This is a genomic window from Anoxybacillus thermarum (assembly GCF_000836725.1).
Taxonomy (GTDB): Bacteria; Bacillota; Bacilli; order Bacillales; family Anoxybacillaceae; genus Anoxybacillus; species Anoxybacillus thermarum.
In genome coordinates this window covers 1-18,066 of sequence record NZ_JXTH01000052.1, presented here as the reverse complement: position 1 = coordinate 18,066, position 18,066 = coordinate 1, and the positions used below count along the sequence as shown (strand labels likewise).

Below are 18,066 nucleotides of genomic sequence, written 5' to 3'. Positions count from 1 at the left end.
TCCTCCAAAAGGGCCGCCAACAAGACAGCGAACACCTTTTGAAGAGTTCTGACTAATTGTTCCTCCAGCTCTTTTAATAAAGGCCATTCTGTGGTAAAATGTTTCATGGACTCTCTCCCTCCTGTTTTATTGATGTTGGTCATCACCATCATAGCAGGGAGAGAGTCCTTTTTGCATGACATTTGCTTTTTTCTACCGCGCTTCGCTTGGTGGCCCCGACGAGCGTCGCGAACAAAAGTTCGCAACCCTCGTCGGGGAATCATTCCTGAATGTCACCCACAAATATTTTACTCACACTCCGGCCGAAGCTGGATTGCATCGCGTAAATATACGTGATGAATATCTTGCTGCGCTCGCTTCGTATGTACAGTCATCATGACGCGAATACATTTCGGTAATGCATGCGGAACGTTAATTTCGCGCATACACATCACTGGAACATACGTCCATCCATCGAGATGACGCAACGCTTTCGCCGGGAACGTGGCATTTAAATCATCGGTCATCGAAATGAGTACTGATACGACGTCTTCTGCGTTCACATCGTTTTGGCGAATCATTTCTATTAACAATCGTTTCGTTTCATCGACAATCTCTCGTTCATCGTTATTGCTCACAGTCGTTGCTCCGCGAATCGCTCGAATCACACGTTTCCCCTCCTTCTTCGGCAAACGCGTATAACCATTGCAACAATTGTTCATCGCTTATCCGTTCTACACATACCGTTCCGATCTCTTTCATTAACACCATGCGCACCGTTTGATCTTTCGCCTTTTTATCTTTTTTCATTTTTTCAAGCAAACGTTCAGGCGATACGCGTGATGGAAGCGAAGTCGGAAAGCCGTAATGATGAAATAACATCCGAAACGACGAGTAAAAAAGCGGTTGGTTGTAAAAACGTTCACTAACAAAAATGGCAAATAACATCCCGAGGGCAACCGCATCTCCATGCGTCATCACTCCGTACCCGAGCTCGCTTTCTAGCGCATGACCAAGCGTATGCCCGAAGTTCAAATGGGCGCGAACCCCATGCTCTTTCTCATCTTGTGAGACAACTGCCGCTTTAATTTCAATTCCTTTTTGAATTGCATATTGTAATCGTTCGCCATTCAAATCCTCTATCTTCTCTACGTTCGCTTGTAACCAGCCAAAAAAAGCGCGATCATAAATTAAGGAATGTTTAATAATTTCCGCAAAACCAGATCGCATTTCCCTTTTTGGGAGGGTAGACAGAAAAGAAATATCATAAAAAACGAGTTCAGGCTGATAAAAAGCACCAATCATATTTTTCCCAAGCGGATGATTGATGGCCGTTTTCCCTCCAACAGCGCTATCGTGCGCTAATAACGTTGTCGGCACTTGAACAAACCGAATGCCACGCATATATGTCGCTGCGACAAAACCAGCTAAATCTCCAACGACCCCTCCGCCGAGGGCAACAATTAATGAATCACGATCTAAATGGTTTGTTAACGCTGCAGTATGACAAGCATAAAATTGTTCAAACGACTTCGCCTCTTCTCCGCTTGGAATCACATGCGCGTACACACGGTCATATGTTTGATGAAGAGCTTGTTGCACATCAGCTAAATAAAGCGAAGCGACCGTTTCATCTGTAATGATGAGCACAGCTGTCACATGCGGGCAAACCCGATCAATCATCCGATCCATCATGTGCAATAATTCATTCCCTATGACGACTTCATATCGTTTCGACGGCGTAGCGATGTGAATGCGATTCATCATTAAAACTCCTTTACGTACCGACGCATGTTTTCGACATTTTGAATAATAAGTTCCATGCGATCTTGTCCAAATTGTTCGACAATAGCTGCAGCAATTTCCCACGCCACTACTGCTTCAGCGACAACGCTTGCTGCAGGGACAGCGCAACTATCTGAACGTTCAATGCTTGCTGCAAACGGTTCTTTTGTTTCAATATCGACACTCATAAGCGGTTTATATAACGTTGGAATCGGCTTCATCACCCCGCGCACAACGATTGGCATCCCTGTCGTCATTCCACCTTCAAATCCGCCAAGTCGATTCGTTTTTCGCGTATATCCCGTTTCTTTGCTCCATATAATTTCGTCATGCACTTCACTTCCGAAGCGGCGTGCCGCTTCAAAGCCGATGCCAAACTCAACTCCTTTAAACGCATTAATGCTTACAATAGCTGCGGCAATTTTTGCATCTAACTTGCGATCATAATGGACGTAACTTCCGACGCCGACCGGAACACCTTCCACAATGACTTCGACAATTCCACCGATGGAATCACCTTTTTCTTTCGCTTCATCAATGGCCGCCATCATCTTTTTTTCCGCTTCTGCATCAAAGCAGCGAACAGGAGATTGCTCTGTCACGCGTTGCAACTCTTCAAGCGATGTATATGCGGTATGCTCCGCCTTAACTCCTCCAATTTCAACAACATGGCTTGCGATACGAATGCCTAACTCCGATAAAATTCGTTTCGCTACCGCACCAGCAGCGACGCGCACTGTTGTTTCACGCGCTGACGAGCGCTCTAACACATTGCGCATATCGCGGTGTCCGTATTTTATCGCCCCATTTAAATCTGCATGCCCTGGACGTGGACGCGTCACTTTTCTTTTCACTTCTTCTGTATCGTCAACTAACGGTTCAATGCCCATAATGTTCGTCCAATGTTTCCAATCGCGATTTTCAACGACAAGAGTAATTGGAGAACCGAGCGTTTTCCCATGTCGCACCCCGCTTAAAATTTTCACTTCGTCTTTTTCAATTTGCATCCGTCGTCCACGACCGTATCCTTTTTGCCGACGCGCTAAATCTTCGTTAATATGCTCTGCGAAAAGCGTCAATCCTGCTGGAACACCTTCAATAATTGTTGTGAGTTGTGGACCGTGAGACTCACCAGCTGTTAAGTACCGCAATTCCCTCTCTCCCTTCATCTCTTTAAAGCGATTATGTATGAATATAGCACATTTTTTCTACAGACGTAACCCCTTAATTACACAGAAAGCGACCGAGGTCGGCCGCGGCTATATTTTTCGATAAAAAAACGTATCTTCCACTTCAAAACCGTATGCTGCCGGATTAAAAATTTGTTCCGTGCTACCGACAAAAAATATTCCGTCAGGACGAAGAGCGCCATTAAATTTCAAATACAATTCGTGTTTTGCTTCTTCAGTAAAGTAAATGAGCACGTTGCGGCAAACGATTAAGTCGAAATTCGTATCAAATGGGTCGGCAAGCAAATTATGTTTTTTAAATGTGACCGTTCGTTTAATGTCATCAATAATTTTGTAATGAGATCCTTCCTTGACAAAAAATTTTTTCTTTACATCTTCTGGAACTTCTTGAAGGGAACGTTCCATATAAATGCCGAGCTTCGCCCGAGCCATTGCGTTATCATCAATGTCAGTAGCTAGCACACTTACTTGCGATAACGGCATAAATTTGGACAAAATGATGGATAACGTATACGGCTCTTCTCCAGTCGAGCAGGCAGCGCTCCATACTTTTAATCGTTTGTTTTTTTCAAGAAGTTTTGGAATAATCTTTTTTTCAAGCACTTCCCATCGTTTCGCATTGCGGAAAAATTCAGATACATTAATCGTCATGCGATCTAAAAACTCATGGAACAACGCTTGATCATGATTCATCGCCCGAAAAAATTCATCAAAATTTTTAAACCCTTTTTTTTCGTACAGAGAAGTTAAGCGCCGTTTCATTTGCGCTTCTTTATACAGAGCTAAATCAATGCCTGTTTTTCGTTTCACGTTTGCAATAAATTGTTGATAATCACTCATACAAAAAACTCCTCTTCCTTTTCTTTCATAAATACAGTATAACGAAAATGTGAAAAAACAGAAATAAAAAAATTAAAGGTAGGCGTGTGCCTACCTTTAATTTTTTTAATATATCCACTCGTTCATAAGCTTGCTGTAAGAAACGAGCTCTTCTTCTTTAAAAAATAGTTGAATTTCGCGCGCTGCGCTTTCTTTTGAGTCAGAACCGTGAATAATATTTTTTCCGACCGTTAAACCGAAATCTCCACGAATCGTCCCAGGCAACGCTTCTTGCGGGTTTGTTTTCCCCATCATTTGACGAGCTGTAGCGATGACGTTTTCGCCTTCCCATACCATCGCAAATACTGGACCGGACGTAATAAATTCAACAAGTTCGCCAAAAAACGGGCGCTCTTTATGCTCTGCGTAATGTTGTTCAGCAAGCTCGCGCGATACTTGCATGAGCTTTGCCCCTACAAGTTGAAAACCTTTGCGCTCAAAACGCGCAACGATGTCACCAATGACACCGCGTTGTACCCCATCTGGTTTGACCATTAGAAATGTTCTTTCCATGACGAATTCTCCACCCCTGATACGTTATGTATTGGAATTGACTCCTCCGCAATTATACCATCTTGTATGCAAATTAGCAATATTCGCCATGAAAACGATTTAATTTTTTCTTCTCACGCATCTAATATTTCCGTTTTCCGATATATTTCGCAATGTTGTAAAGTGCCGTCCAAGCACGGTTGCGTGGCAGTTTTTGTAACGTATGAAGCGCTTTTTGCAAGTAGCGATCTCCGAGCTCATATGATTTTTCAATGGCGTTTGTTCGCTTAATGCCATCAATCACGTGCTCCATTTCATGACTTGTTGTACGTTCGTTTACTTTTATAATTTGTTCTTTTAACGTCTGTTCCTTCATCGCGTACAAAACAGGGAGCGTCACATTTCCTTGCGATAAATCGCTGCCTGCTGGCTTGCCGAGTTGTTTTTCTGTTCCGATAAAGTCAAGAATATCGTCTGTGATTTGAAAAGACATTCCAACGTAATAGCCAAACCAATACAATTTTTTATGAACCGCTTCAGGCGCCCCTGCAACGACGGCACCAAGCTGACAGCTTGCCGCAATAAGTAAAGCCGTTTTTCTTTTGATTCGTTGTAAATAGCGACGCAAATTTTGGTCAAAGCGATATTTGTCGCTAATTTGTCCGATTTCTCCACGACATACTTCGACAATTGTTTTCGCTAAAATATGATGGGCAACAGGATCATCAATTTCACACATTTGTTCAAGCGCTCGAGCGAACAAATAATCGCCAACGTACATCGCAAATTGGTCGCCCCATTTCGCTTGAATCGTCTCTTTTCCGCGTCGTAACATCGCGCCATCAATGACATCATCATGGACAAGAGAAGCCATATGAATGAGTTCAAGAGCAACAGCTACCCGTTTCATTTTCTCAAAATGATATGTGCCAAATTGTCCACCAAGTAAAACAAAAACCGGACGAATGCGCTTTCCGCCCGCCTCAAGCAAATGCAAAGATGCTTCATTGACGAGCGGATCAGATGTTTGCACCGTCATTTTTAATTGTTCTTCAATTTGGTTTAAATCTCCATTTAAAAACGAATACATCGCTTTTAGCTTCATCACTATTCACCTTAACGTCCATCAGGTTTATATCCGAGATGCATCGCTGCCACTCCGAACGTATACGGTTTCACTTGTACGCGCACGAAACCAGCTTGGCGAAACATGTCTGCTAGCTCGTCCATTCCCGGAAATTCACGTGCCGATTCTTGCAACCATGAGTATTCTTCATAACTTTTCGCGAAAATTTTCCCGAAAAAAGGCATAATGTAACGAAAATACGCATAGTACAGTTGTCGGAAACCGATGAGCGTTGGCTGTGACGTTTCTAAACAAACGACTTTTCCACCTGGCTTTGCGACGCGATACATTTCTTTTAATACGGTCATATAGTCGGGAACGTTACGCAATCCGAAACCAATCGTCACATAGTCAAACGTGTTGTCAGGAAACGGTAAGTTCATCGCATTTCCGTGCACGAGCGTCACATGTTGAAACCCGCGCTCCTTTACTTTTTCTTCCCCTACTTTTAGCATATTGCGACTAAAATCAAGCCCGTACACTTCTCCGCTCGGTCCGACCGCTTCCGCCAACGCAATCGTCCAATCTGCTGTTCCACAACATACATCGAGCGCTTTCGCTCCTTTTTGTACATTCATTCGTCTCATCGTATCTTTTCGCCATGCGACATGACGTTTAAAGCTAATGACTGAGTTCATGCGATCATAATGATCTGAAATTTTTTCAAATACGCGATGAACACGTTCTTCTTTCGACTGTTGCATAAAAATCCCCTTCTTTCAACTGAAATCAAGCGAGGAGATGAGAAAACCGCTCTTTTACCTCTTCATCTATATGAAACGGAAGAAGATCTTGTAATTTCCGCTTACAGTAGTCGATATAATCTATCGACGCTTTCGATTTCGCTCCATCACGATGAACGCGTTTCAGCGAGAACAAGTGATACGCTAATTCTCCCCATTCGTCAGCATGAACATGCTCTGCAAGCTTACAAAGCAAAGCGGACTCAATGACACCGATGCAATGAAAGCGCTCAAGATCATCCAAGGATAGTTGCTGTAAACGGATTTTTTGTATATTGATCTCTTTGATCGCTTCAGCAAAGCGACGAATGAGTGAAATGTCATGCCGTCGCGCTAAAAACTCGTAATACAATCCGCTATATAAATCTCCCGCAAGCACTGTTAATTGCCTTTGTTGTATCGTTTGTTGCTCATCTATTTCATCATGGGTATCAAGGGCTAGCTGAATGAGCATCATGGCAAAAACATAATCGAGTGCGATGTTTGCGTCTACTTGAGCCGAACGTAGCATAGAAAGAGCAAACAATATGCGATCTTCATCTATGATGCGTGGTTGTATATAGCGATCGACATACGAATGGGCAATTGCCCGTTGAATGCGCGTTCGTACTTGTTCCATTTGCTGTTGCATATCCATGACTCATCACCCTTGCTTCCCAAAAACTCAAACTTTATTATATCATAAACTACCTTTACGTTAACGATGATTTTTCGCATCGGATTGGATTTCACCGTGCTGCGTTTGAATAAGCGCTTTTCCGCGCACTTTGATCGCTGATGTATGCTCCGTAAATTGCGCAATGAGCACTTCTCCTTGATCAAGCTTTTCTGAATGGTGGAAACGCGTATCTGAACCGCGTGTCAATCCAATGACGTTCACTCCGTCCTCTAACGCTTTAATGACGACATAATCTCCTTGCATCATGATCCCTCCTACTTAATAAGCGCTAATATTTCAGCACGTGCTTTCTCATCTGTTGCAAGCGTTCCACGAACCGCAGTTGTGACCGTTTTTGCTCCCGGTTTTTTCACGCCGCGCATCGTCATGCACATATGTTCTGCCTCAACAACAACCATCACTCCATGCGGCTCGAGCGTCTCCATAATCGCATCAGCGACTGTTGCCGTAATTCGTTCTTGTAACTGCGGACGGCGGGCCACTGTTTCGACTGTTCGCGCGAGTTTGCTTAACCCTGTCACTTTGCCGCCACGCGGGATGTATGCGACATGAGCCACGCCGAAAAATGGGACGAGATGATGTTCACACATGGAATAAAACGGAATATCTTTAACGAGGACAAGTTCTTCATGATCTTCACTAAACACCGTTTGCAAATGTATTTTCGGATCTTCATTCAAGCCTGAAAACACTTCTGCATACATTTTCGCCACTCGCTTCGGTGTATCGAGCAACCCTTCGCGATTCGGATCTTCGCCAATCGCTTCTAAAATTAAGCGGACAGCCTGTTCGATTTGTTCTACATTCATTTGTTGCATCCTCCTAGCATTCAACTTCACGTAATCCGATTCTAGCATATAAAGATGAAAAAAGGCAAAAAAGAAGAGGTAGCTCGCAACCGGCTACCTCTTGGCTGTATGTAATTTCTTACTTTACAGCATCTTTTAACGCTTTCCCAGGTTTGAAAGCAGGAACTTTGCTCGCAGCAATTTCGATTTCTTCTCCTGTTTGCGGGTTGCGTCCTTTGCGCGCCGCACGCTCACGCACTTCGAAGTTACCAAAACCGATTAATTGCACTTTATCACCGTTTTTAAGCGCTTCTGTAATCGCGTCAAAAACAGCATCAACCGCTTTAGATGCATCTTTTTTAGAAAGACCGCTTGCTTCAGCTACCGCATTAATTAATTCCGTTTTGTTCATGCCATTCACCTCCTCCCAAAGCGTATGTATTATACATTACTTTCAGTTGTTTACACTTTCTATTGTTTCTATACATTAACATGCCTTATATTAACTGATTCTTGCTCATAATTCAACATTTTTTCAGCAAAATCATGCAATTTGCCTATTATTCTCCAAGGAGCCTAACATTTTCTGAATAAAGATTATCATATTGCTCTTTTTCACTGCAAGAGAAAATTTTCGTTTAAAAGCAAAAAAGACCCCAAATGGAGTCTTTTTATAAGATGATGGCAATGAGTCCACCGGATCCTTCATTAATGATGCGCTCTAACGTCTCTTTTAATTTATAACGCGCATTTTCAGGCATGAGAGCAAGCTTTGCTTGAATACCTTCACGAACGATCGAACTGAGCGAGCGGCCAAATATATCTGAGTTCCAAATAGAAAGCGGATCGTCCTCAAAATCTTGCATTAAGTAACGGACGAGTTCTTCGCTTTGTTTTTCTGTTCCGATGATCGGTGCAAACTCCGATTCGACATCGACTTTAATCATATGAATAGAAGGTGCTACCGCTTTTAAGCGCACACCAAAACGTGATCCTTGGCGAATAATTTCCGGTTCATCTAAGCTCATATCAGAAAGTGATGGGGCAGCAATACCATAGCCAGTTTGTTTCACCATGCGGAGCGCATCGGCAATTTGGTCGTATTCTGCCTTCGCATAAGCGAAATCTTGCATTAATTGCAACAAATGATCTTTCCCGCGAATTTCTACGCCGACAACTTCTTTTAAAATTTGATCGTACAATTCGTCTGGGGCGTATAAATCAATTTCTGCGATGCCTTGCCCCATTTCAATGCCAGCCAAGCGAGCTTCATCAATAAAATCGTACTCACTAAATTGTTGAACGACGCGATCGACATCACGCAAGCGCTTAATATCTTTTACTGTATCGCGCACCGCCTCTTGATAACTTTCACGCAACCAATGATTTTCGCGCAAAACCATGACCCAGTTCGGTAAATTTACATTCACCTCTAATACCGGGAATTCATACAATGCTTCACGAAGCACTTGATACACATCCGCTTCACGCATTCCTTCCACGCTTAACGCTAATACTGGAATATCGTATTTTTCACTTAGTTGTTGCTTCAATGTTTCTGTTTCTGGATGTTGTGGACGAACGGTATTAATAATCATAATAAACGGCTTACCAACTTCTTTTAATTCATTTACAACACGTTCTTCTGCTTCCACATAGTTTTCACGCGGAATTTCTCCAATCGAGCCATCCGTTGTAATGACAACACCGATCGTCGAATGTTCTTGAATGACTTTGCGCGTACCGATTTCAGCTGCTTCTTGAAATGGAATTGGTTCTTCATACCACGGTGTATGGATCATACGTGGCCCATTTTCGTCTTCAAATCCTTTTGCCCCTTGTACTGTATAGCCAACACAATCAACGAGGCGAATATTTACTTCCAATCCATCGTCTACTTTTACTTTCACCGCTTGATTCGGAACAAACTTCGGCTCTGTCGTCATAATTGTTTTTCCCGCTGCACTTTGTGGCAGTTCATCTTGTGCCCGAGCTTTATCTGCTTCGTTTTGAATATTCGGAATGACAACAAGTTCCATAAACTTTTTAATAAATGTTGATTTGCCTGTTCGAACGGCGCCGACAACTCCTAAATAAATATCTCCGCCTGTTCGTTCAGCAATATCTTTAAAAAGATCGACCTTTTCCAACTGCCTTCCCTCCCTTATATTTAAAACATATGAGGACACTATATGCATATGTCGTTGTCCTAATTGTTTATGACTAAAAAAATCCCTTCTCTAAAATGTATTTGCTTAGAGAAGGGATCATGACTTATTTCACAAGAAAAATAGGTTCTTTTTTCTTTTCATCAATCGTGTAGGGAAGGGAATAAGCTGGGACAAAAAGCGAATGCTTGACAAGCAGGTCGCGAATATCATCTCCATAGCGATAGTGATGCGCCTCTGATTGCAATGTTTCATACAAGTCGATACGGTAGTCGATATAAATTTCTCCCTTGCCGTCAATAATGAGCGGAAGATTTTTTCCTGAATATGGACTGACGACATAAGGCGGTGCGTCTAAACGAAGTTTTTTATAATCGAGCGTAAATACTCCTTTAGCGAGCACATCTTTAAATGGCGGATAACCATGAGTGTCTTGATACATGCGAATGCGCAACTTTAAATCGCGAATGGCTTCCGCCGCACGCAAATCTAGCAATTTCACCGTCGGATTTGTTTCTACATCGACAAGAACGTATTGATATACGCCGCCGCTTTCAAATGCATTGCCCGGTGGTTCAGCCATATATCGCGGCACGAGCAAATTGAAATCAATCGGATATTTTTGATAAATGGGCGTAGACATATCTCGTGTTTTAATAGGTAACAAACCGCCCGTCGCTTGCCGATATTCATTCACTGCTTGTTGAACACGTTCGACTTGTTCTTTATATGGAATTTGGTTTTGCGTTAGCCGCTCTTGCGGGTATAAACACCCAGATAATAACACAGACACGACAACGATCATTGCAGAAAGTATCCACTTTTTCATCATTCATCCATCCTTCTATTCTTGCACCGGCCCGCTAAATACGACAAATACAATAATAAGGCCAGCGATGATCATACTTATGTATGCAATCGTCGCTAAAACGATTTTTACCGCCTTATTTTTCACCTTATATCGACTAAAATAAATCGAAAATACAGCAATGAACATTAAACCGATTCCTGTTAACGAAATCCACATTTTTAAAAGACCCGGTGACATTCTTCTCCCTCGCTTTCTCTTAATTGCTGCATAAAAAAGCTGAAGTAAAGCGGGGCTTCTTTACTTCAGACGATGACTAAACATGCACCATCCATTCGAGTCTGAGAATGTTTTCATAGCATTGTATGCAACACACATAACAAAGCTCTCTTCACATGCCTATTTCAAAGAAAATTATAACGAAATGTTCGCTAAATCTTCAAGTTCCGACGTTTTCCCGCGCGCCATAAGCGAATCGACCGCACTTTTCACATCTTTTCCGTTAAACAAAACGTCGTAAAGTGCATTTGTAATCGGCATATCCACATTCATTTTTTTCGCTAGCTGATAGGCCGCTTTTGTCGTTCGCACACCTTCAACGACCATTCCCATATTCGCTAACACATCATCAAGCTCATATCCTTTTCCAAGCAAATTGCCCGCACGCCAGTTGCGTGAATGGACGCTTGTACACGTCACAATTAAATCGCCGATTCCAGTCAATCCTGCAAATGTGAGCGGATTGGCACCGAGACGGCTACCGAGACGAGCCATTTCCGCAAGTCCGCGCGTCATAAGCGCCGCTTTTGCATTATCCCCATATCCAAGTCCATCCGTAATTCCAGCAGCTAGCGCAATAATATTTTTTAACGCCCCGCCAATTTCTACCCCAATTAAATCTGGGTTTGTATATACGCGGAAATATTGATGATTCATGAATAAATCTTGAATGCGCTCGGCTGCTTCCATGTTTTTCGATGACACCGCCACCGTCGTTGGATGGCGTAAACTCACTTCCTCCGCATGACTTGGACCTGATAAAACGATGACATCTTGCAATTGTTCTCCCATTTCTTCTTCAATAATTTCTGAAATGCGTTTATGTGTATCCGGTTCAATTCCTTTACTAACCGAGACGATTGTAATTGGCTTTTTCAAACACGTACGAACACGCCGCAGCACTTCGCGAATCGCTTTTGTCGGAACGGCTAATACAACCGTTTCAACCCCTTCAAGCGCTTGGGCAAGATCCGTATAACCAACAATCTCCTCAGGAAGATGAATATTTGGCAAATATTTTTCGTTCGTATGTTTTTTATTTATTTCATCCATTTGTTCTTGACGTTGTCCCCATAACCGAACGTGATGTCCGTTATCAGCAAGAACGATCGCTAAAGCTGTGCCCCAACTACCTGCACCTAATACAGTAACCATTTTATCCCTCCCTTAATTTCGCGGGCGTGCAATAATTTTAATTGGCGTTCCTTCAAATCCGAACGTATCGCGAATTCGATTTTCTAAAAAGCGTTCGTATGAGAAATGCATCAATTCCGGATCGTTGACGAATACAACGAACGTTGGTGGCTTTACCGCTACTTGCGTCATGTAATAAATTTTTAATCGTTGTCCGTTATGCGTTGGTGTCGGATTCATCGCCACGGCATCCATTAGCACTTCATTTAATACGTTCGTTTGAACGCGCATCGCATGATTTTCACTGACCATTTGAATAACTGGAAGTAACTTATGCAATCGTTGTTTCGTTTTTGCAGATACGAATACAATAGGCGCATAGTCAAGAAATTGGAAATGATCGCGAATTTTTTGCTCAAATTCGTTCATCGTCTTTTCATCTTTTTCAATCGCGTCCCATTTATTCACAACGATTACAACACCACGACCCGCTTCATGCGCATATCCCGCAATTTTTTTATCTTGTTCAATAATTCCTTCTTCTGCGTTAATGACGACAAGCACAACATCGGAGCGCTCAATGGCTTTTAACGCTCGCAACACACTATATTTTTCTGTGCTTTCATACACTTTTCCTCTTTTGCGCATCCCTGCTGTATCAATAATGACATATTCTTGGCCGTCGCGCTTAAATGTCGTATCGATCGCATCGCGCGTCGTTCCTGCTATATCACTCACAATGACCCGTTCTTCACCTAAAATGGCGTTCACAAGCGAAGATTTCCCAACATTTGGACGACCAATTAAACAAAACTTAATGACATCCGCATCATATTCTTTCATCTCGCGCTTTGGAAAATGGGCAACGACAGCATCTAATAAATCCCCGATCCCTAATCCGTGCGTACCAGAAATCGGAATCGGCTCTCCGAATCCGAGCGTATAAAAATCGTAAATGTTTTCACGCATGTCTGGATTATCAATTTTGTTTACTGCCAAAACGACTGGCTTATTGGAACGATATAAAATTTTCGCGACTTCTTCATCTGCTGCTGTGACACCGTCCCGACCATTCGTCATGAAGATGATAACATCCGCTTCATCGATCGCAATTTCGGCTTGTTGACGAATTTGCGTTAATAGCGGCTCATCGCCAATATCAATGCCGCCTGTATCAATAATGTTAAACGTTGTATTTAACCATTCTGCGCTACTATAAATCCGGTCGCGTGTCACTCCCGGTACATCTTCTACAATCGAAATGCGTTCCCCGACAATGCGGTTAAAAATCGTCGATTTTCCGACGTTTGGACGACCAACGATTGCTACAACTGGTTTCGTCATATTCTCACACTCCTTCACTAAATTTCGAAACCCGAACAAAAAAGAAGCCCTTCGACTGAAGGGTCTAGCTTTCCCATTTTATCAAAAAAATCAATGTTTCACAATAATGAGCAAATCGTCGCTCAGCGCATGGGCGATCCCGTCTAAAATCGCTTCTAAATTCGCTGCGATTCGTTGCATTTCTTCATTGTTTTCACAAACGAACGTAACGCCGCCAGCCACTTTATGTGGCGACGTTGTAATGACGGCTAAAATCATTTTTTCTACAGTCATCGTAACACCCTCCCTGTTTGATTCGTTTCGGATTTCGTTGGCATGCGAATCGCATTTTCGAGCGTCGGTACATTACGAATGATCGCTTTTGCTTTTTCGACATCCTTTTCTTGTGGCAAAATAAAAATACCGACTCGTCCATCGTCTAAATCGCGTTTCGCAAGTGGCACAAGCGCTGGCGTACCTGAATCGCGGTATACGCCTAATGCCGTTGAAATATCATGTAAAATCGCTTGGCGTTGTCCAAGATTAGCGATTGTTGAGCGAGCATTAAAGTTTTTTGGTTTCAAAATAAACCCCATACCATACCGTAAAATCTCTTCCCGCCGCGCTTCTAAACCGATGTTCATAATATAAATATTGTCCACGTATAATCCCGCTCCTTTGAAATGAGGCTTCACGTATTCTACTTCGACAATATCGCCGAGCCGGCTGCCAGACATAAGTTTGCGAGCAACGATAAAGGCAATCGCTGCCGCAACAATTCCAAGCCATATATTCCAAACTAAATAAGCGAACGTGCTTAAAAATGACGCAAAAATAACTAAATAGTTTCTCCCTTCAAAAACAATAGCAATTCCTTCAATATACGTTTTTCCGCGCGGGACGAGTTCATATTGGTCGAGTTCATTTAACGTATTTCGCTCCATATTGCGCACATCACGAAACTGTGAAGCAGCGAGTGCTAAAAATGTAATGGCAGCGAACTCTTTTTCCATAATGGCAGGCACTGCAATCGTCCCAAGCCCTGCAGCAATAAAGCCGAGCGCAATATGAATAATTTTCCCATGCAAATACGTCGGATATTGACGATAATCTGTTTTTAATAAGTACAAACGGGTCAATACACCAATGGTTACACCAAATAAAATCGGATACGTATATTCGTTCACGTATTAGCCTCCTTTGCTCGCTTTTGAAATCGCGCATCGATATATACCGGCAACTGTTCGAGCCATTTCCATAAAAATAAACATACGGTCGTTAACGCCCATCCATCTAAAAAGGAAAGGGAACCAATCAAATGCGGAAAAGAAAATTGTTTTAACACAAACGCATACAAAAAATCACCTTGACAGCATCCGACTGTCAAAACAAGTAAACGTTCATCAAATGATCGATATAGCGCAAACGAAGCAAACAAAAGCGCAAATGCAAGCAACCATGTCGCTTCAACAAACACCCAAACCGGATCGAACAATAACAAAAAATGAAACGCGGCATACAACATCGTGACACTCGCACTGGCAAAGGAAAAATAAATAAATGCTGTTCCTGTTTGTTTTATGACAAAAGAGTAACTAACAATCAACATCAGTATGTAAGCAAATGAAATGTGAAACGAATAAATCGTTATCTCATGGACAGATAGCGCAATTAACAATAAACTATATAGGCAAATGCGCAAACGAACATGATTTTTCGGAGCGAAAAACGTATAAACAATCCATAAAAACCAAGAAACCCAGTAAAAATAACTTCCTTCCAACCATAACACCTCCACTTTCCATTATGTCTTATTTTTAAAAATTTAATCTTTGTATGCGAAAAAAGGGAATGGAGAAAATAAAGGACTAAGGAGGGATGAAAATGGGGAAAGATCGCCAAGAAAAAAAATTAAAGCAATCGCGTCGTGTCGAGTCCGATCGGGATCCAGCAAAAAATTTTAAAGGAAGTACAAAAACAGAACAGTAAATACAAACATAAAGAAAGGTGTCCTCGTTGTATAGGACACCTTTCTCCGTTATCGTTGGCTATAACGGGTCGTTTCAATGCCACGCTCCCGCAACCAATGATATGTTGTTCCTGTAACGACGAGCGGAACGTTTTGCAAATCAGCAATCGTTCGAGTGCCGAGCGCAGTCATGATGAGTGTTAAATCTTCGTGCAATTGATGAATTTCGGCAATTAACGCTTCTACTCCTTGCTCGACCAGGATACGCAACATATAGCCAGCCATTCCTACCGCAGAAGCGCCGAGTGCAATACATTTCGCCACATCAAGCGCGTGCTGTATCCCTCCGCTTCCAATAATACCGATGCGTTGAACTTCTGCTGCTACTTCCGCAATAGATGCCGTCGTCGTTATTCCCCACTCGTTAAAATAAGCGAGCTGTTTTTCGCGTCGCTTGTTTTCAATTTGCGCAAAATTTGTGCCTCCAAAACCGCCAACATCAACGGCACATACCCCTACGTTTTCTAACTGTCGCGCCGTTTCTTTACTCATTCCAAATCCGACTTCTTTTACGATAACAGGTACATCAACAGCAGACACAATTTGTTCAATGCGTGAAAGCGCTCCGCAAAAATTGCGATCTCCTTCGGGCATAACGAGCTCTTGAACGACGTTTAAATGAATTTGAAGGGCGTTCGCCTCGATCATATCGATCGCTCGTTTTGCTTGTTCAACTGTTGCTTCGCTACCTAAGTTAGCAAATACAATGCCACGTTTATTGACTTGGCGAATAATTGTAAACGATTGTCGCTCTCGTTCATCTTTTAAAGCGGCCATTTGTGAACCAACAGCCATTGCAATGCCGCATTCGTTCGCAACGTAAGCAAGCTGCTCGTTAATTTTTGTCGTCTCTTCGCCTCCACCACCTGTCATCGCATTAATAAAAATCGGCGAACGGAAAGAAAGTTCGCCGATTTTTGTTTGCAAGTCAATATGGGCAGTGGAAATATTCGGCAAGCTATTATGCACAAATGTAATATCTTCAAACCCATGCAAGCGACGTTGTCCCGTTGAGAGCGCATATTCAATATGTTGTAGTTTTCGTTCTGCACGTTCCACTGCCATCACCGTTTATTTTAATTTTTTTAACTGGTCTCCGATGACTTCACCAATTTGAAATCCTGTCGTCGTCTCTGTTGACGTTGTATATTCACGATAGTCTTCTTCTACATCTTCTTCAAGCAACTCACGAATGCTTAACGATAATCGTTTTTCTTGTTCGTTTACTGCAAGCACTTTCACTTTGACGACATCGCCTTCTTTTAACACTTCATGCGGCGTGCCGATATGCTTTGTTGAAATTTGCGAAATATGAACGAGACCTTCAACGCCCGGCAATACTTCGACGAACGCTCCGAACGGGGCTAAACGTTTCACTGTCCCTTCTAATACATCGCCTTCTTTTATTTTTTGTTCGATTCCATCCCAAGGAGCTGGCAATGCTGCTTTCACAGACAAAGAAACTCGACCGCTTTCTTCATCAATCGCAAGCACTTTTACTTTGACGACATCGCCTTCTTTTACAACATCTGACGGATGATCTACGCGTGTATGGGCAAGTTGAGAAATATGTACGAGACCATCAACCTCGCCGATATTGACGAATACGCCGAAATTCGTCATGCGCACGACGGTCCCTTCAAGCACTTGACCAACTTGAATCGACTGTAATGCGCCTTTCTTTTTCGCAGCCTCTTCTTCTTCTACAACCGCGCGATGTGATAAAACGACGCGATTTTTTTCCCGATCGAGCTCAACTACTTTTACAGTTAATGTACGTCCTTTATAGTCTGAGAAATCCTCGATAAATTCTTTTTCCACAAGCGACGCCGGGATAAATGCGCGAACACCGACATCCGCAACGAGCCCACCTTTTACAATATCTTTCACGACTACATCAAACGTTTCACCGTTTGCAAGCTTCTGTTCAAGCACTTCCCATGCTTGTTCTGCATCTGCTGCTTTTTTCGATAAAATAAGCGCTTCATCTTCTACTTTTTTCACTTTTGCGACGACTGCATCTCCGACTGACAGAACATCGCTTGCTTTTTCGATATGAAGACTTGATAGCTCGCTGATCGGGATGATGCCGACAAGCTTGCTTCCTTCCACATCAATGAGCACTTGTTTGTCTTCTACTTTCGTTACTTGACCTTTCACCGTGTCGCCTACTTCATAGACGCGCACATCGACTTGATTCATCTCTTCCATAGTGAATACCTCCTTACACTCCACACCTGCTCGACGACAGAAATATATGTTCAATGGGCGAACAACAATATGCTCGTCCATTCGACACAAAGAAAAAACTTCCTTTTTTACTAATCTGTATTAAAACATTCATTTTGTCAAGTCATAACTATTGATGGAGTCAGTCAAGACTTTGTGGAGAACATTTTTTCGGTTCACTACGGGTGTTGTCAATCACTAGTTAGCGAACCATTTTCAGGAATTGATATCGTAAGCGCTTTTGGACTCTCATCCCTCATCTTGAAGTGATGATATTGTATTCCATTTTTTTACACCCAACCAAAATCCCGAAGCGCCGACAACGCTTGATGGATCGGCGTCCCGGATGACCGCTGCAGACACGGTAGATTCTGACGCACCACATCTGCCCACAACCGTCCTGCCTTCCGTTTGGCCTGTTCAACCCGCTTGGAC

At 42.6% G+C, this 18,066-nt stretch carries 22 protein-coding genes and 1 pseudogene; 1 reads left to right on the top strand and 22 read right to left on the bottom strand.

What is annotated here, in order from left to right; translation table 11 throughout:
• Nucleotides 1-287: 287 nt before the first annotated feature.
• The 19 genes from aroH to LH47_RS11310 form a co-directional block, all read right to left on the bottom strand.
• Nucleotides 288-647, bottom strand: coding sequence for a chorismate mutase (gene aroH / locus LH47_RS11400; RefSeq protein WP_043967606.1), 360 nt, complete (start codon nucleotides 645-647; stop codon nucleotides 288-290).
• Nucleotides 607-1,746: a 3-dehydroquinate synthase gene (aroB, locus tag LH47_RS11395; protein ID WP_043967604.1), complete on the bottom strand. Its 1,140-nt coding sequence runs from the start codon at nucleotides 1,744-1,746 to the stop codon at nucleotides 607-609. Before aroB ends, aroH begins: the two co-directional genes overlap by 41 nt.
• Nucleotides 1,746-2,915, bottom strand: coding sequence for a chorismate synthase (gene aroC / locus LH47_RS11390; protein ID WP_043967602.1), 1,170 nt, complete (start codon nucleotides 2,913-2,915; stop codon nucleotides 1,746-1,748). The genes aroB and aroC overlap by 1 nt, the downstream gene beginning before the upstream one ends.
• Nucleotides 2,916-3,023: 108 nt before the next feature.
• Nucleotides 3,024-3,794, bottom strand: coding sequence for a CheR family methyltransferase (locus LH47_RS11385; protein WP_043967600.1), 771 nt, complete (start codon nucleotides 3,792-3,794; stop codon nucleotides 3,024-3,026).
• Between the two features lie 105 nt (nucleotides 3,795-3,899).
• A complete protein-coding gene (ndk, locus tag LH47_RS11380; RefSeq protein ID WP_009373682.1) occupies nucleotides 3,900-4,346 on the bottom strand; it encodes a nucleoside-diphosphate kinase in 447 nt (148 codons plus the stop codon).
• A gap of 121 nt (nucleotides 4,347-4,467) precedes the next feature.
• A complete protein-coding gene (hepT, locus tag LH47_RS11375) occupies nucleotides 4,468-5,430 on the bottom strand; it encodes a heptaprenyl diphosphate synthase component II (protein WP_043967598.1) in 963 nt (320 codons plus the stop codon).
• Nucleotides 5,431-5,441: 11 nt separating this feature from the next.
• Entirely contained in the window at nucleotides 5,442-6,155 is a 714-nt protein-coding gene (locus tag LH47_RS11370; RefSeq protein ID WP_043967596.1) for a demethylmenaquinone methyltransferase, read from the bottom strand.
• Between the two features lie 25 nt (nucleotides 6,156-6,180).
• Nucleotides 6,181-6,831, bottom strand: a complete 651-nt coding sequence (locus LH47_RS11365) for a heptaprenyl diphosphate synthase component 1 (protein WP_043967594.1) — start codon at nucleotides 6,829-6,831, stop codon at nucleotides 6,181-6,183.
• Between the two features lie 60 nt (nucleotides 6,832-6,891).
• Nucleotides 6,892-7,119: a trp RNA-binding attenuation protein MtrB gene (gene mtrB / locus LH47_RS11360; RefSeq protein WP_004889838.1), complete on the bottom strand. Its 228-nt coding sequence runs from the start codon at nucleotides 7,117-7,119 to the stop codon at nucleotides 6,892-6,894.
• Nucleotides 7,120-7,127: 8 nt separating this feature from the next.
• Nucleotides 7,128-7,691: a GTP cyclohydrolase I FolE gene (folE, locus tag LH47_RS11355; protein ID WP_026011659.1), complete on the bottom strand. Its 564-nt coding sequence runs from the start codon at nucleotides 7,689-7,691 to the stop codon at nucleotides 7,128-7,130.
• A gap of 109 nt (nucleotides 7,692-7,800) precedes the next feature.
• Nucleotides 7,801-8,073 (bottom strand): HU family DNA-binding protein, encoded by a 273-nt coding sequence (locus tag LH47_RS11350; protein WP_003394524.1) that lies wholly within the window; start codon nucleotides 8,071-8,073, stop codon nucleotides 7,801-7,803.
• Nucleotides 8,074-8,332: 259 nt separating this feature from the next.
• Nucleotides 8,333-9,811: a stage IV sporulation protein A gene (spoIVA, locus tag LH47_RS11345; RefSeq protein ID WP_009373691.1), complete on the bottom strand. Its 1,479-nt coding sequence runs from the start codon at nucleotides 9,809-9,811 to the stop codon at nucleotides 8,333-8,335.
• A 124-nt stretch (nucleotides 9,812-9,935) separates the two neighbouring features.
• On the bottom strand, nucleotides 9,936-10,658 hold the full coding sequence (locus tag LH47_RS11340) for a hypothetical protein (protein ID WP_043967608.1): 723 nt from the start codon (nucleotides 10,656-10,658) through the stop codon (nucleotides 9,936-9,938).
• Nucleotides 10,659-10,673: 15 nt separating this feature from the next.
• Nucleotides 10,674-10,877 (bottom strand): DUF2768 domain-containing protein, encoded by a 204-nt coding sequence (locus tag LH47_RS11335; protein WP_043967591.1) that lies wholly within the window; start codon nucleotides 10,875-10,877, stop codon nucleotides 10,674-10,676.
• 174 nt (nucleotides 10,878-11,051) lie between these two features.
• Nucleotides 11,052-12,071 (bottom strand): NAD(P)H-dependent glycerol-3-phosphate dehydrogenase, encoded by a 1,020-nt coding sequence (locus tag LH47_RS11330; protein ID WP_043967589.1) that lies wholly within the window; start codon nucleotides 12,069-12,071, stop codon nucleotides 11,052-11,054.
• A gap of 12 nt (nucleotides 12,072-12,083) precedes the next feature.
• A complete protein-coding gene (gene der / locus LH47_RS11325) occupies nucleotides 12,084-13,394 on the bottom strand; it encodes a ribosome biogenesis GTPase Der (RefSeq protein ID WP_043967586.1) in 1,311 nt (436 codons plus the stop codon).
• A gap of 90 nt (nucleotides 13,395-13,484) precedes the next feature.
• Entirely contained in the window at nucleotides 13,485-13,667 is a 183-nt protein-coding gene (locus tag LH47_RS11320) for a capping complex subunit for YIEGIA (RefSeq protein ID WP_042535555.1), read from the bottom strand.
• Nucleotides 13,664-14,560: a YIEGIA family protein gene (locus tag LH47_RS11315; protein ID WP_043967583.1), complete on the bottom strand. Its 897-nt coding sequence runs from the start codon at nucleotides 14,558-14,560 to the stop codon at nucleotides 13,664-13,666. The genes LH47_RS11320 and LH47_RS11315 overlap by 4 nt, the downstream gene beginning before the upstream one ends.
• On the bottom strand, nucleotides 14,557-15,165 hold the full coding sequence (locus tag LH47_RS11310; protein WP_235341120.1) for a YphA family membrane protein: 609 nt from the start codon (nucleotides 15,163-15,165) through the stop codon (nucleotides 14,557-14,559). The genes LH47_RS11315 and LH47_RS11310 overlap by 4 nt, the downstream gene beginning before the upstream one ends.
• Before the next feature lie 92 nt (nucleotides 15,166-15,257).
• On the opposite strand from LH47_RS11310, the gene LH47_RS15375 reads away from it, so the two are divergent.
• The gene (locus LH47_RS15375) at nucleotides 15,258-15,362 is read left to right on the top strand and encodes a YpzI family protein (RefSeq protein ID WP_009373698.1); all 105 of its coding nucleotides are present in this window, start codon (nucleotides 15,258-15,260) and stop codon (nucleotides 15,360-15,362) included.
• A 49-nt stretch (nucleotides 15,363-15,411) separates the two neighbouring features.
• Here the strand turns inward: LH47_RS15375 and fni are convergent, their stop codons facing one another.
• The 3 genes and pseudogenes from fni to LH47_RS15370 all read right to left on the bottom strand — a co-directional run.
• Nucleotides 15,412-16,461 carry a type 2 isopentenyl-diphosphate Delta-isomerase gene (fni, locus tag LH47_RS11305; protein WP_043967579.1) on the bottom strand — a complete coding sequence of 350 codons (1,050 nt, stop codon included), beginning with the start codon at nucleotides 16,459-16,461 and terminating at the stop codon, nucleotides 15,412-15,414.
• Between the two features lie 12 nt (nucleotides 16,462-16,473).
• Nucleotides 16,474-17,613 (bottom strand): 30S ribosomal protein S1, encoded by a 1,140-nt coding sequence (rpsA, locus tag LH47_RS11300; protein WP_043967577.1) that lies wholly within the window; start codon nucleotides 17,611-17,613, stop codon nucleotides 16,474-16,476.
• 308 nt (nucleotides 17,614-17,921) lie between these two features.
• Nucleotides 17,922-18,066 (bottom strand): annotated as a pseudogene (locus tag LH47_RS15370) (UPF0236 family protein); the annotation flags it as partial.

What these genes read in the sequence shown, in the direction of transcription:
- ndk (WP_009373682.1), bottom strand. Translation starts at nt 4,346, where the DNA reads ATGGAAAGAACATTTCTAATGGTCAAACCAGATGGGGTACAACGCGGT.
- LH47_RS11320 (WP_042535555.1), bottom strand. Translation starts at nt 13,667, where the DNA reads ATGACTGTAGAAAAAATGATTTTAGCCGTCATTACAACGTCGCCACAT.
- LH47_RS11365 (WP_043967594.1), bottom strand. Translation starts at nt 6,831, where the DNA reads ATGGATATGCAACAGCAAATGGAACAAGTACGAACGCGCATTCAACGG.
- der (WP_043967586.1), bottom strand. Translation starts at nt 13,394, where the DNA reads ATGACGAAACCAGTTGTAGCAATCGTTGGTCGTCCAAACGTCGGAAAA.
- LH47_RS11385 (WP_043967600.1), bottom strand. Translation starts at nt 3,794, where the DNA reads ATGAGTGATTATCAACAATTTATTGCAAACGTGAAACGAAAAACAGGC.
- aroB (WP_043967604.1), bottom strand. Translation starts at nt 1,746, where the DNA reads ATGATGAATCGCATTCACATCGCTACGCCGTCGAAACGATATGAAGTC.
- hepT (WP_043967598.1), bottom strand. Translation starts at nt 5,430, where the DNA reads ATGAAGCTAAAAGCGATGTATTCGTTTTTAAATGGAGATTTAAACCAA.
- LH47_RS11370 (WP_043967596.1), bottom strand. Translation starts at nt 6,155, where the DNA reads ATGCAACAGTCGAAAGAAGAACGTGTTCATCGCGTATTTGAAAAAATT.
- mtrB (WP_004889838.1), bottom strand. Translation starts at nt 7,119, where the DNA reads ATGATGCAAGGAGATTATGTCGTCATTAAAGCGTTAGAGGACGGAGTG.
- LH47_RS11340 (WP_043967608.1), bottom strand. Translation starts at nt 10,658, where the DNA reads ATGAAAAAGTGGATACTTTCTGCAATGATCGTTGTCGTGTCTGTGTTA.
- rpsA (WP_043967577.1), bottom strand. Translation starts at nt 17,613, where the DNA reads ATGGAAGAGATGAATCAAGTCGATGTGCGCGTCTATGAAGTAGGCGAC.
- LH47_RS11335 (WP_043967591.1), bottom strand. Translation starts at nt 10,877, where the DNA reads ATGTCACCGGGTCTTTTAAAAATGTGGATTTCGTTAACAGGAATCGGT.
- folE (WP_026011659.1), bottom strand. Translation starts at nt 7,691, where the DNA reads ATGCAACAAATGAATGTAGAACAAATCGAACAGGCTGTCCGCTTAATT.
- LH47_RS11350 (WP_003394524.1), bottom strand. Translation starts at nt 8,073, where the DNA reads ATGAACAAAACGGAATTAATTAATGCGGTAGCTGAAGCAAGCGGTCTT.
- LH47_RS15375 (WP_009373698.1), top strand. Translation starts at nt 15,258, where the DNA reads ATGGGGAAAGATCGCCAAGAAAAAAAATTAAAGCAATCGCGTCGTGTC.
- LH47_RS11330 (WP_043967589.1), bottom strand. Translation starts at nt 12,071, where the DNA reads ATGGTTACTGTATTAGGTGCAGGTAGTTGGGGCACAGCTTTAGCGATC.